The following is a 13,132-nucleotide window of genomic DNA, read 5'->3' as shown; positions in this document are numbered from 1 at the left end:
AACTATTCATCCACGGCAACGCATCTCAGTGTTAAAATGCCGCATTTTATGAACTATGCATGAGGATCTGAGAAGGTCGCGGTTGCGGACTATACTGCCCTTCTTGCCATAGTTGTTGTCCGCCAATAGATTTGCTGTTGGCACGCACCAGGTTGGCATCCCAGGAATTCTGCGGTGCACAGAGAAGAAACCAAATAGTCCAGTGCGCGAAGGGAATTGCGCAGGTGAACACCCGGCGAGCGAACATCTCACGACTTCGCCTGCGGCACAACGAATGCTGAACGGACGTAGCCTACGCCGACGCCATTGCAGTTGAAGCTGTTACGGCGCAGGCCTTATCGCCCCTTCTGGGGCGGAGCTGCACCAGCGGCGTCAGGTCGGGCCCGCCAATGAGGCGAGTTCTTCACCACCTTGGCCGCGGTGCTGCAAATGCCGAACGGCGGCAGCTTGTGCTGCCGCCGTTCGGGTCGAAGATGCTACTGCGCCGGTCTTTTCGTCATCCCCCGGACGGAGGCTGTACGACCACCGTCGGCTTGAAGCCGTAGCGCGGCGCTGCGAAGTTCGCCACGCTCCGGCCAGTGCCGGCGCCCGGCACCATCGGCAACCCACCGAACGCAGCGGTGGCGGGTTCGGCTGCGGCCGCACCACTCATTCCGTTCAGTGCCACCGTGATCGGGTTCGCAGCCGGCGTGCTGATCCAGCTGGCGGGAACCGACATCGCGCCGACCTTGGCCGCGTTGCCGGCCGCGCCGGCGATTCCGCCCAAGGCATTGCCCAGACCGCTGCCGAAGGTGGGGGCAACGGCCGCCGCCGCTCCCTCGGCCGCCTTCGCGGCACCCTCGGCAGCTTTGGAAGCAGCGGGAAACGCGCTGTGGAAGAGACCGTCAAGGTCCTTCATCGCGGTCGTGCTGAGACGGAAGGGAGAAACCATCCTGATGTAGGTGTCGAACGCGGTGCTGGCGTCGACCGTCGCCGATCCGGTGAGACCCTCAACGACGTCACCGAGCATCCCGTTGATGACAATCCCGTCACCGGTGGCGTTCCAGGTATGTCCGGTCAGACCCAGGGCCGCCTGCGGGTTGGCGAGCCAGGGCGGGGTGTTGGTCAGACCGGCCATCTGGCTCAAGGCCTTGGGAATCTCGTGCAATCCCGCTGCCGCGGCGGCCGAGTTGAGGGCGTTGAACTGCGCGTTGACCTGGGCACCCAGGCCGGCCAGGCTGGTGGCTATGTACTGAGGAGTCAGGGGCGGCAGGGCGGTTGCCGCCGCCGACGCGCCGGAGTAGCCGTACATTGCAGCGGCATCCTGCGCCCACATCTCCAGGTATTGCGCCTCGGTCGCCGCGATGGCAGCGGTGTTTTGGCCGAGGAAGTTTGTCGCCAGAAGCGTCGCCAGCAGCGTCCGGTTGGCCTCGACCACCGGCGGCGGGACTGTGGCCAGGAAGGCGGCCTCGTAGGCACTCGCCGCGGCAGCAGCCTGCGAACCGCTTAGCGCGGCCTTTTCGGCGGCGCTGTTGAGCCACGCGATCTGCGGCGTTGCGGCGGCCGCCATGGCAGCCGCCGACGGCCCCTGCCAGGGCCCGTCGGTGAGGCTGACGACTACCGCTCCATATGAGGCCGCAACGGACTGCAATTCACCGGCCAGCGCGTCCCACGCGGCGGCGGCGGACAGCATCGGCCCCGAACCCGCACCGGCATACATCAGCGCCGAGTTGATCTCGGGCGGAAGAGCTGCGAAGTCAATCATGAGGTCGCCCTAACCGATCGTGGCGGCGTTGGCGCCTTCGGTAATCCCATACGAGGCGGCAGACAGCCCCAGGGTGGCCGCGAGCTGCTCTTGCACCGCCACCGCGTGCGCGCCGATCTCCTGATAGAGGTTCGCGTGATTGGCGAACTGGGTGGCGGTCAGCAGTGACACCAGGTCGGACGCGGCCGGAGCGATCACCGTGGTCGGGCCGGCGGCAGCCGAATTGCCGGCGCGCATGGCCGCGTTGATGGACTGCAACTCCCCCGCGGCACCAGCCAATGTGTCGGGCTCTGCGTAGACGAGCGACATGAAGGTTCCTCCCTGATTGCAATGTGCACTCACAGCGTTGCGCGCCCAATGACTTCGTCGTCATCGGACGCGTTAGCGGATCTGAACTCACGTTAAGCAAGCGGGCGGAAACAACAACAGGCTTCCTACAGCCTGTTCATTGCCGAGTTAGCAATTATTCATTTGCCTCCCGATAAACGCAGGAGACAATCGAGATTATTATGAATCATATTTGTTTCAAATATGATTTGAGAATCATATGAATCCATTGGATTCTGACTCCATGATCTATTTAATGCGGTAGGGGCGCAGCCGGTCGCGCCCCCGGGCCTGCACACCTCCCCCATTGCCACTGTGATCAAAAACACTGTGCGCCAGCACTTAAGCGCGTACGGCCGCATGCGCAATGACGGTCCGCAGAGATACGGCACCCTGCCCCTGCGCAACGCCGCCCTGTCACAGAATCGCCAGGTAAATCTGACCGCGCGCGCGCCGGGCAATGATCTCGATAGGCGAATGACTACGAAGGCTCATCCGTGCCCGGCGGAAATGCGGAGCGACCGACCTGCCGCTTCGCCGAATTGTTGAAGTCGCGTTGGGTGAAACCTGAAATGGGCATGCGCCAGCGAGCCGGCCAGGTCCTTTGCTGGCCCTTCCGTCGGCGCCGGGCGGCTAAGGTGCCAGGCATGCCGATCGCAATCCGCGCCCGCAGGTCGATTGCCGCCGCGGGCCTCGCCCTGGTCACGTTGTCGGCCTGCGACTCGCACACTGCGGCGCCGTCACCAGCGACCACACCGCGGCAGGTGACTGTGGTCGGATCCGGGCAGGTGCAGGGCGTCCCGGACACCCTTACCGCCGCCGTGGCCATCGAATTCACCGCACCCGACGTCACCACCGCCATGAATCAGACCAACGACCGCCAGCAAGCGGTGATCAATGCCCTGCAGGGGGCCGGCGTGGACCGCAAAGATATCCGCACCACGCAGGTCAGCCTGCAACCGCAATACACCACGCCTGAATCCGCCGGATCCGCCACGATCGCCGGCTACCGGGCCACCAACGGGATCGAGATCAAGATTCATCCCACAGATGCCGCGTCCAAGCTGCTGTCCCTGATCGTCAGCACGGGCGGCGACGCCACCCGGATCGGCTCGGTGAGTTACTCGATCGCGGACGATTCGCAGCTGCTCAAGGACGCTCGGGCACGCGCCTTCGAGGACGCCAAGAACCGTGCCCGGCAGTATGCCCAGCTCTCGGGCCTCAGCCTGGGCAAGGTGCTGTCTATTTCGGAAGCCTCCGGCGCGACGCCCCCGCCCGGCCCGCAGCCCGCGCCGCGCGCCGCGATGGCGCCGCTGGAACCCGGCCAGCAGACAGTGAGTTTTTCGGTGACCGCGGTATGGGAGCTGGACTAGTTACTGGTAGACGCGAGGGTCCAGGGTGCCGATGTAGGACAGGTCCCGGTAGCGCTCGTCGTAGTCCAGGCCGTAACCGACCACGAAGTCGTTGGGGATGTCGAAACCCACGTAGGTGATGTCGACGTTGGCACCTACGGCTTCCGGCTTGCGCAGCAGCGTGCACACCCGCAAGGAGCGGGGATGGCGGCTGGTCAGGTTGCGCAACAGCCAGGACAGGGTCAGGCCGGAGTCCACCACGTCTTCCACGATCAGCACGTCGCGGTCGTGGATGTCGCGATCGAGGTCCTTGAGGATGCGCACCACTCCCGACGAGGACGTCGAGGACCCGTAGGAGCTCACCGCCATGAACTCGAACTGGGTCGGCAGCGGAATGGCGCGCGCCAGATCCGTCACGAAAAGCACAGCGCCCTTGAGCACGGTGATCAACAACAGGTCCTGGCCGGTGGTGGCCGCCAGATCCTGGTAGTCCTCACCGATCTGTCGGCCGAGCTCAGCGATGCGGCCCTGGATCTGCTCCTGGGTGAGCAGTACCGACTTGATGTCCCCCGGGTACAGCTCCGCCGTCACGAGCACAGCGTGCCACGCCTACCTGAGAAGAACCAACGCAGGCGTCAAATTGCCTGCTGGCGCAACATAAGTACGCCGTCGCTGCGACCCGCGAAGAGGCGCTGACCCCGCAGCCTGGACCCGACCGCCACCCCGCCCTGGCCCCGCCACGCCGTGATCAGCGCGTCCACTGCCCGGATCTGCTTGTCGGTCAGTCCGACCGCCCCGCCGGCCAGCAGCCAGCTGCGGATCACGCGGCGGCGCACGGGGGCAGGCAATGCGGCCAAGCCAGCCGCGTCCAGCCCAGCTCCGGTCGAGACGTCGGTGAGCGCCTCGGCGGCGAGCGCGTCGATCAGGTCGGTGTCCTCACGCAAGGCGGTCGCGGTGCGAGCCAGCGCCTCGGCGACACCGCCGCCCAGCACGTCCTCCAGCAGCGGCAGAACCTCGCTCCGCAGCCGGGCACGGGTGAACCGCCGGTCCACGTTGTGCGGGTCCTGCCAGGGTGTCAGGCCCAGTTCGGCGCAGGCGGCGTGGGTGCTCACCCGCCGTATCCGCAATAGCGGCCGGCACCAGGGCGGATCGTACGGACGCATGCCCGCGATGGACCGGGCCCCGGAGCCGCGGCCCAGCCCCAATAACACCGTCTCGGCCTGATCGTCGAGCGTGTGCGCCAACAGCACCGGCCCGTCCCGCTGGGCTTCCAGCGCGCCGTAGCGGGCTGTGCGTGCGGCGGCCTCCGGGCCGCCATCCGACGTCACCTCGACACGCAGCACCTTCGCCGCGGCACAGCCGAGCGAAAGAGCTTGTTGCCGTGCGGTTTCGGCAACGGATGCGGAATCTTGCTGCAGGCCGTGGTCGACGATCAGGGCGGTGGTGGGCAGCAGGCCCGCCGCAACCGCGGTCAGCGCCAGCGAATCCGGCCCGCCGGACAGCCCCACGCTCCAACGATCGGTTCCACCCAGCTGGGTCTGCGCGAATTCGCTTACTGCCCTGCGCAGTTGGGCTACAGCACCCTGTCGATCCATCGCTGTGGGTGATCGATCTCGGCGGGCAGGGGCAACGTCTCGGGGCCCGTCCAGACCGCGTTGAACCGCTGCATCCCGACCCGGTCCACCACGTGGTCCACGAACGCCTTGCCGCGGGTGTACTGGCTGAGTTTGGCCTCGAAGCCCAACAGCGCACGCAACAACCGCTGCAACGGCGGCTGCTTGCGCTGTCGACGTTCGTCGAACTTGCTGCGGATGGCGGCGACCGAGGGCACCACCACCGGCCCGACGGCGTCCATCACGTGCTCGGCGTGGCCTTCCAGCAGCGTCCCGAGCACCAGCAGTTGGTCGAGGGCCTGACGCTGCGGCTCGGACTGCACGGCGCGCACCAGTCCCAGGATTCCTTCGGGGTGGGATTCGTCGCGTCCCCGGTTGCGGACGAAGTCGGCGAGCCGGCCGGCCACCTCGCGGATGTCCTCGGCGGGCTCCTGGGTCAGCAGGCCCAGCGAGCTCGACATATGGCCGGCGATCCAGGGGTTCGCCGTGAACTGCACCCGGTGGGTCACCTCGTGCAGACACACCCACAACCGGAAATCCGACGGGTCGACCTTCAGCTGCCGCTCCACGGCGATGACATTGGGATACACCAGCAGCAGCGTGCCGGCGTCCGGGCTGGTGAACGGGTCGTACTGGCCGAGGATGCCGGAGGACACGAAGGCCAGCACGGCACCCGTCTGGGCTCCGGTGAGCCGGCCGGTGAGGAAGCTGTGCGGCTTTTCGGCGCCGTTGGTCATGGCGCGCATCGACTCGGCGGCCGCCCGGATCCATTCCGGCCGGTCCACGATGCGGGCCGGAGGCACCGTGTCATCGGTGATCAGACCGGTAACTTCGCGGACCGGCGGCTCGGCCTGCTCGGCCGCCCGGGTCAGCTCCTCCATCACCTGCCGGCGGGTGTAATCAGAGGTGACCGGCCCCCCGCGGGCCAGCTTCTCCCCCACCGTGGCGGCGAACCGCCAGTCGACGGCATTGCCCATCGACAGGCCGGACGATGACGGGCTCATGTCGCGCACCCGCAGAACCACAGCTTGGTGGCCAGCGCGTCCATCGCGTTGCGGCCGTTGGGGCCGGCGTCGTTGGAGATGAAGGCGAAGGTGAGGACCCGTCCGCTGGCGTCGGTGAGCACCCCGACCAGCGAGTTCACCGCCGTCAGCGACCCGGTCTTGGCGCGCAGCCAGCCGGCCGGGCCCTGGTTGGTGGACCGGTCCAGGAAACGTTCGCCCAGCGTGCCGCTGCCGCCGGCGATCGGCAACAGGTCCAGCAGCGCCCGCAGCGACGCCTGATCCGGTCCGGCCGCGGCCTGCATCACGCCGTCCAGGGTCCGGGCCGTCAGACGGTCGTTCACCGACAACCCGCTGGAGTCGACCAGTGCGGCGCCGCCGGTGTCGACGTGGGCCGTGTTGAGCCGGCTGGTGACGGCGTCGACCGCACCGGTGAAGCTCTGCGGCCGATTGATGGCCGCGGCCACCTCACGGCCGATGCACTCGGCCATCACGTTGTCCGAGGCGTTCATCATCTGCGACAGCCGCTGGATCAGCGGCGCCGACTGCACCACCGCGAGCTGGCGCGCGCCGGCCGGCGCCGACCCGATTGTCACCTGCGCAGGGTCGAGGCCCAGGGCAATGGCCAGCTGGCGTCCGGCATCCAGTGCCGGGGTCTTGGACCGTCTCGAGTTGACGGTGGTCGGCTGGATGCGTCCGGCGTCGATCATCGCGGACTCGATCGGAGCCACGTCGCCGTTGTCGATGTCGGCCGGGTCCCAGCCGGGTGCCAGCCCGGGACCGCTGAACGCCGAGGTGTCGACCTGCACGGCCGTCGGAGTCATGCCGCTGCGGTGCACCTGTTCGACCAGGTCGCTGATCCGGGCGGCACCCCGGTACCAGGTCTCCACACCCGGCGGTGCCGCCGACAGCGTCGGGTCGCCGGCGCCCACCAGCACGACGGGCCCCTGCGCGGCCTGACCCGCCGCCACCACCCTGGTGCTGATGCGGGCCTGCCGGTCCAGGGTGAGCAGGGCCGCTGCCGCGGTCAGCACCTTGTTCGTCGAGGCCGGCACCATCGGCAGGTCGTCGAGCTGCCGCCAGAGTTCCTTGCCGGTCATGGCGTCGGTGATCCGCCCGCCCAGCTTGCCGAGATTCGGATCGGCCACCGCGGGCGCCAGCGCCGCCGTCACGCCTTCCGAACTCGGTGCGGCGGCATTGTCGGCCACCGGGCTCACCCCCGCCTTGACCGTCGGCGGCCGGGGCGGCGGCACGGGTGAGCGCGCTCCGTTGGGTCCGTGACCACCGGTGGTGAAGAGCACCGCGGCGGCCACCACGGCCGCGACGAACGCCAGCACCACGAGCCCGACCAGCACGTGGGTGGACTTGCGCCAGCGTTTGGGCCCCATCAATTCCTCAGCGATCGCGTCGTAGCTCTGCTTTTCGAGACCCATTCTGCCGAATCGGCCGTAGAGCACTGCCGCGGCACCTGCTCGACTACTGTGTACCCGTGCAATTCGACGTGACCATCGAAATCCCAAAGGGCCAGCGCAACAAGTACGAGATCGATCACGTGACCGGCCGCGTGCGCTTGGACCGCTACCTCCACACCCCGATGGCCTACCCGGCCGATTACGGCTTCATCGAGGACACCCTCGGTGAGGACGGTGACCCGCTGGACGCGTTGGTGCTGCTGCCCCAGCCGGTGTTCCCCGGCGTGTTGATCGAGGTGCGGCCGGTGGCGATGTTCCGGATGGTCGACGAGAAGGGCGGCGACGACAAGGTGCTGTGCGTGCCGGCCGGTGACCACCGGTGGGATCACGTCCAGGACATCGGCGACGTCCCCCAATACGAGCTGGACGACATCAAGCACTTCTTCGAGCACTACAAGGACAACGAGCCGGGCAAGTTCGTCAAGGCGGCCGACTGGGTGGGCCGGGACGAGGCCGAGGCTGAGGTGCAGCGGTCGGTGGAGCGGTTCCAGGCCGAAGGGCACTGAAGTCCGCGTCCGATAGTGTCGCGACGGTGACGGACGGCGCGGGTACCACCGGAGCCACCGGCGCGTCGGTGGGCCCGGTCGCACGCGGCAGCGTCGCCCGGGTCGGCACCGCAACGGCGGTGACCGCGCTGTGCGGCTATGCGGTGATCTATCTGGCGGCGCGCAACCTGGCACCCGGCGGCTTCTCTGTCTTCGGCGTCTTCTGGGGAGCGTTCGGCCTGGTCACCGGCGCCGCCAACGGCCTGCTTCAGGAAACGACCCGCGAGGTCCGCGCGATGCAGTACCTGGACGTGCGCCCGGACGGGGAACGAACGCATCCGCTGCGCGTCGCCGGCATGGTCGGACTGGCCTCTGCCGTCCTGATCGCGGGCAGCTCGGTGCTGTGGAGCGGACGGGTCTTCGTCGAGGACCGCTGGCTGTCGGTCCTCCTGCTCAGCGTCGGACTGGCGGGTTTCTGCCTGCACGCGACGCTGCTGGGCACGCTCGCCGGCGTCAACCGGTGGGGCCAGTACGGCGCGCTGATGGTGACCGACGCCGTCATCCGGGTGGCGGTCGCGACGGCGACCTTTGTGCTCAGCTGGGGGCTGGTCGGGTTTCTGTGGGCGACGGTCGCGGGGGCGGTGGCCTGGCTGATCATCCTGGCCACCTCGCCGACAGCCCGTACAGCGGCACGTGTGCTGACGCCCGGCAGCACCGCGACGTTTCTGCGCGGCGCGGCCCACTCGATCACCGCGGCGGGCGCCAGCGCCATCCTGGTGATGGGGTTTCCGGTCCTGCTGAAGTTGACGTCTACCGAGCTGGGCGCCCAGGGCGGCGTCGTGATTCTGGCGGTGACGCTGACCCGGGCGCCGCTGCTGGTGCCGCTGACCGCTATGCAGGGCAATCTCATCGCGCATTTCGTGGACGAGCGCAGCCACCGGTTGCGGGCCCTGATCTCGCCCGCCCTGCTCATCGCCGGGATCGGCGGGGTCGGGGTACTGCTGGCCGGCCTGGTGGGGCCGTGGTTGCTGCGGTTCGCGTTCGGTTCCCAGTACCAGGCCAGTAGCGCGCTGCTGGCCTGGCTGACGGCCGCCGCCGTCGCCATCGCCCTGCTGACCCTGACCGGTGCCGCGTCGGTGGCGGCCGCGCTGCACCGGGCGTACTCGCTGGGCTGGGTCAGCGCCACCGTCGCCTCCGGGCTGCTGCTGGCGCTGCCACTGGCACTGGAGACCCGCACCGTCATCGGCCTGCTGTGCGGTCCCATGGTGGGAATCGCCGTCCATCTGGTCGCGCTCGGACGCGGCGGACGCGTGTAATTTTGGCCTTGAAATGGCCCTGAAAATGGATTACTCCGACGCCTGGATCATCGTCCCCGCCTTCAACGAAGCCGCCGTCATCGGCGAGGTCGTCGCCGAGTTGCGAACGGTCTTCGACCACGTCGTCTGCGTGGACGACGGCAGCGCGGACGGCACCGGCGAGATCGCCCGGCAGGCTGGCGCGTTCCTGGTGCGTCATCCCATCAACCTGGGCCAGGGTGCGGCGATCCAGACCGGCGTGGAATACGCCCGAAACCAGCCCGGCGCCCAGGTCTTCGCCACCTTCGACGCCGACGGACAGCACCGCGTCAAGGACGTGACCACGATGATCGACCGGCTGAAGCAGGGCGACGTCGACATTGTGATCGGCACCCGGTTCGGCCAGCAGGTCACCAACCGGCCCCCGTTCCTCAAGCGCATGGTGCTGCAGACCGCCGCGCGGCTGAGCCGCCGCGGGCGCCGGCTCGGCCTGACCGACACCAACAACGGCCTGCGGGTGTTCAACAAGACCGTCGCCGACGGCATGAACATCACCATGAGCGGCATGAGCCACGCCACCGAGATCGTCATGATGATCGCCGAAAACCATTGGCGGGTGGCCGAAGTGCCGGTCGAGGTGCTCTACACCGAGTACTCCAAGTCCAAGGGGCAGCCGTTGCTCAACGGCGTCAACATCATCTTCGACGGTTTTCTGCGAGGGAGGATGCGGAGATGAAAAGGACCGGAGAATGAACTGGATCCAGGTGCTGCTGATCGGGTCGATCATCGCGCTGCTGGTGTTCCTGCTGCGGTCGCGGCGCAGTGCGCGGGCCCGCGCCTGGGTGAAAGTGGGCTACGTCCTGTTCGTGCTGCTGGGGGTCTATGCGGTACTGCGACCGGACGACACCACGCTGGTGGCGCACTGGTTCGGCGTGCGGCGCGGCACCGACCTCATGCTCTACGGGCTGATCATGGCGTTCAGCTTCACCACGCTCAGCACCTACATGCGCTTCAAGGACCTGGAGTTGCGCTACGCCCGGCTGGCTCGCGCGATCGCGCTCGAGGGAGCGCAGACGCCCGAAGTCTAGGCGTGCTTGTGCTGGCGGAAGTACTCCACGGTGCGCCGCACACCCTCGTCCAACCCCACCTGTGGCCGCCAGCCCAAAACCTCTGCGGCCCTGGCAATGTCGAGGCATGACCGCTTCAGGTCGCCCAGCCGCGGCGGATGGAACTCCGGGTCGTCGGGGCCGCCGACCGCAGCCGCGACCGCGGTATGCAGCTGACGGTCCGAGGTCTCGATGCCGGTTCCGACGTTGAAACGCTGCCCGCCCCCGGCATCCCCGGCCGCCTTCACGAAGGCGTCGACGACGTCGTCGACGAACACGTAGTCGCGGGTGTTGGAGCCGTCACCGAAGACTTTGGTGGGCCTGCCTTCCAGCAGGGCCTGGGCGAAGATCGCCACCACGCCGGCCTCGCCGTGCGGGTCCTGGCGCGGCCCGTAGACGTTGGCGGGCGCGATGTGCGAGCAGTCCAGGCCGTACAGATGCCGGAAGGTGTTCAGGTAGATCTCCCCGGACACCTTCCCGGCGGCATAGGGCGAGAACGGGTCGGTCGGCACCGTTTCGGGCGTCGGGTACTGCGGCGGCACGCCGTAGATGGACCCGCCCGACGAGGTGTGCACCACCTTGCGCACTCTGGCACGCTGGGCCGCTTCGGCAAGCCGGATGGTGCCGATCACGTTGACCGAGGCGTCGAACTGCGGGTTGGCCACCGAGTGCCGGACGTCGATCTGCGCGGCCAGGTGAAAGACCACCTCCGGCTTGTGCTCACCGAGGATGGCGTCCAGGTCCGACGTGACGATGTCGGCCTCGACGAAGACGTGTTCCGGGTTGTCGGCGAGGTGCTCCAGGTTGGTCGCCCGGCCGGTGGCGAAGTTGTCCAGGCCGACCACCGTGTGCCCGTCGGCCAGGAGACGGTCGACTAGCGTCGACCCGATGAAACCGGCTGCCCCGGTGACCAGTGCTCGCACCGGCCCACCATACAGAGTCGCCGCGGTGGCAGCCGCGCTGATCGTCGCGCAGCTGGGCGTTCGTGCCGTGTTGGCGTTCGGTGGCTACTTCTATTGGGACGATCTGATTCTCATCGGCCGGGCCGGCACCCAGGGCCTGCTCTCGCCGTCGTACCTGTTCGACGACCACGACGGACACGTCATGCCGGGCGCGTTCCTGGTGGCCGGGGCGATCACCCGGCTGGCCCCGCTGGTCTGGACGTGGCCGGCGGTCAGCCTGGTGGTGCTGCAGTTAATCGCGTCGCTGTCGCTGCTACGCGCCCTGTACGTGGTCCTGGGCTGGCGTCCGGTGCTGCCGATCCCGCTGACGTTCGCACTGTTCACGCCACTGGGGATCACCGGCTTCGCCTGGTGGTCGGCGGCGCTCAACTCGCTGCCCATGCTGACGGCACTGGCCTGGGTCTGCGGCGACGCCGTGCTGCTGGTCCGTACCGGCAACGCGCGCTACGCGGTCACGGGTGTGCTGGTCTACTTCGGCGGCCTGCTGTTCTTCGAGAAGGCGGCGGTGATCCCGTTCGTCGCGTTCGCGGTGGTGGCGCTGCTGTGCCACGTGTCCGGGGACCGGGCCGCCCTGCGAACGACGTGGCGCGGCGGTCTGCGGTTGTGGGTGGCGTCGCTGGCGCTGACCGCGGGCTGGGTGGCGCTGTACCTGGCGGTGGTGAACCAGCGACGCTGGAGTTCGGATCTGGCGATGACCGGGGCCCTGTTACGCCGGTCGGTCACCCACGGCATCGTGCCGGGACTGGCGGGCGGGCCGTGGGACTGGGCGCGCTGGGCCCCGGCCTCCCCCTGGGCCACTCCACCGACGTCGGTGATGCTGCTGGGTTGGTTCATTCTGGTTGGGCTGCTCGCTGTTTCGCTGATCCGCAAACGGCGCATCGGGTTGGTCTGGCTCACCGCGGCCGGGTACGCGGTCGCTTGCCAGGTGCCGATTTATCTGATGCGGTCGTCGCGGTTCACCGCGTTGGAACTGGCGCAGACGCTGCGCTATTTTCCCGATCTGGTCGTCGTGCTCGCGCTGCTGGCCGCCGTCGCCTTCACTGCGCCGAACCGGGAGTCGTCGAGGTGGCTGGACACCTCGCGGACGCGTACCGCACTGACAAGCGTTGCGGCGCTGTTGTTTCTGGCCAGCAGCCTGCATTCGACGCTGACGTTTCTCACGTCCTGGCGCGACAATCCGGCCGAGCCGTACCTGAAGAACGCTCAAGCCGGCCTGGCGGCCACCGATTCCGCGGTGCCACTGCTGGACCAGGAGGTCGATCCGTTGGTGCTGCAACGGGTGGCGTGGCCGGAGAATCTGGCCAGCCACATGTTCGCCCTGGTCCGCGATCGACCCGAATTTGCCTCGGCGACAACGCAATTGCGGATGCTGGACAGCAAGGGCAAACTGGCCGGCGCCCGGGTGACCTGGGTGCGGACCATCACACCCGGTCCCGTTGCAAACTGCGGCTACTTCGCCCAGCCCGATCAGCCGGCCCGCATGGTTCTGGACGGGCCGTTGTTGCCGGCCGACTGGACAGTCGAGCTGAACTATCTGGGCAACACCGACGGCTCGATGATGCTGGCGCTGTCGGAGGGGCCCGAGGTCAAGGTGCCGGTGCACCCGGGACTCAATCGTGTGTACGCGCGGTTGCCGGGCGCCGGGAGCGCGATCACGGTACGGGCTACGACGGCCGCGCTGTCGCTGTGCCTGGCCTCGGGACCGGTGGGGTTTCTGGCGCCGCTCTGAGCCGCCGAAATGAAACGTTCTGACGGGCGATCCCGATACCCTTCTT

At 68.0% G+C, this 13,132-nt stretch carries 13 protein-coding genes; 6 read left to right on the top strand and 7 right to left on the bottom strand.

All coding sequences use genetic code 11. From position 1 onward, the window contains the following. Positions 1-496 precede the first annotated feature (496 nt). Both QXK92_RS27900 and QXK92_RS27895 read right to left on the bottom strand, forming a co-directional pair. Entirely contained in the window at positions 497-1,744 is a 1,248-nt protein-coding gene (locus QXK92_RS27900) for a PPE family protein (protein ID WP_306247211.1), read from the bottom strand. 9 nt (positions 1,745-1,753) lie between these two features. Beyond that, complete coding sequence (locus QXK92_RS27895; RefSeq protein WP_306247209.1) at positions 1,754-2,053, bottom strand: PE family protein; 300 nt, start codon at positions 2,051-2,053, stop codon at positions 1,754-1,756. A gap of 665 nt (positions 2,054-2,718) precedes the next feature. On the opposite strand from QXK92_RS27895, the gene QXK92_RS27890 reads away from it, so the two are divergent. Next, on the top strand, positions 2,719-3,444 hold the full coding sequence (locus tag QXK92_RS27890) for an SIMPL domain-containing protein (protein ID WP_306247206.1): 726 nt from the start codon (positions 2,719-2,721) through the stop codon (positions 3,442-3,444). Here the strand turns inward: QXK92_RS27890 and hpt are convergent, their stop codons facing one another. From hpt to dacB, 4 genes are read right to left on the bottom strand one after another with little or no spacing between them, the layout of a single operon-like run. Further along, complete coding sequence (gene hpt, locus QXK92_RS27885; protein ID WP_306247205.1) at positions 3,445-4,020, bottom strand: hypoxanthine phosphoribosyltransferase; 576 nt, start codon at positions 4,018-4,020, stop codon at positions 3,445-3,447. A 38-nt stretch (positions 4,021-4,058) separates the two neighbouring features. Then, a complete protein-coding gene (gene tilS, locus QXK92_RS27880) occupies positions 4,059-5,018 on the bottom strand; it encodes a tRNA lysidine(34) synthetase TilS (RefSeq protein ID WP_306247203.1) in 960 nt (319 codons plus the stop codon). Continuing rightward, a complete protein-coding gene (locus tag QXK92_RS27875) occupies positions 4,997-6,040 on the bottom strand; it encodes a zinc-dependent metalloprotease (RefSeq protein WP_306247201.1) in 1,044 nt (347 codons plus the stop codon). The genes tilS and QXK92_RS27875 overlap by 22 nt, the downstream gene beginning before the upstream one ends. Then, a complete protein-coding gene (gene dacB, locus QXK92_RS27870) occupies positions 6,037-7,425 on the bottom strand; it encodes a D-alanyl-D-alanine carboxypeptidase/D-alanyl-D-alanine-endopeptidase (RefSeq protein WP_306247986.1) in 1,389 nt (462 codons plus the stop codon). The genes QXK92_RS27875 and dacB overlap by 4 nt, the downstream gene beginning before the upstream one ends. A 101-nt stretch (positions 7,426-7,526) precedes the next feature. Between dacB and QXK92_RS27865 the strand changes: the two genes are divergently transcribed. From QXK92_RS27865 to QXK92_RS27850, 4 genes are read left to right on the top strand one after another with little or no spacing between them, the layout of a single operon-like run. Continuing rightward, the gene (locus QXK92_RS27865) at positions 7,527-8,015 is read left to right on the top strand and encodes an inorganic diphosphatase (protein ID WP_306247199.1); all 489 of its coding nucleotides are present in this window, start codon (positions 7,527-7,529) and stop codon (positions 8,013-8,015) included. Further along, the gene (locus QXK92_RS27860; protein WP_371934620.1) at positions 8,012-9,310 is read left to right on the top strand and encodes a hypothetical protein; all 1,299 of its coding nucleotides are present in this window, start codon (positions 8,012-8,014) and stop codon (positions 9,308-9,310) included. The genes QXK92_RS27865 and QXK92_RS27860 overlap by 4 nt, the downstream gene beginning before the upstream one ends. A 13-nt stretch (positions 9,311-9,323) precedes the next feature. Further along, entirely contained in the window at positions 9,324-10,025 is a 702-nt protein-coding gene (locus QXK92_RS27855; RefSeq protein ID WP_306247195.1) for a glycosyltransferase family 2 protein, read from the top strand. A 13-nt stretch (positions 10,026-10,038) separates the two neighbouring features. Then, entirely contained in the window at positions 10,039-10,377 is a 339-nt protein-coding gene (locus QXK92_RS27850; protein WP_306247192.1) for a DUF2304 domain-containing protein, read from the top strand. On the opposite strand, the gene QXK92_RS27845 is transcribed toward QXK92_RS27850, so the two are convergent. Beyond that, positions 10,374-11,318: an NAD-dependent epimerase/dehydratase family protein gene (locus tag QXK92_RS27845; protein ID WP_306247190.1), complete on the bottom strand. Its 945-nt coding sequence runs from the start codon at positions 11,316-11,318 to the stop codon at positions 10,374-10,376. The genes QXK92_RS27850 and QXK92_RS27845 overlap by 4 nt on opposite strands. On the opposite strand from QXK92_RS27845, the gene QXK92_RS27840 reads away from it, so the two are divergent. After that, positions 11,284-13,086, top strand: a complete 1,803-nt coding sequence (locus QXK92_RS27840) for a hypothetical protein (RefSeq protein WP_306247188.1) — start codon at positions 11,284-11,286, stop codon at positions 13,084-13,086. The genes QXK92_RS27845 and QXK92_RS27840 overlap by 35 nt on opposite strands. Positions 13,087-13,132: the final 46 nt, after the last annotated feature.

It is taken from the genome of Mycobacterium sp. TY815 (genome assembly GCF_030755135.1).
Taxonomy (GTDB): Bacteria; Actinomycetota; Actinomycetes; order Mycobacteriales; family Mycobacteriaceae; genus Mycobacterium.
The sequence above is the reverse complement of the archived record's forward strand: the minus strand, read 5'-3'. Positions and strand labels throughout refer to the sequence as shown.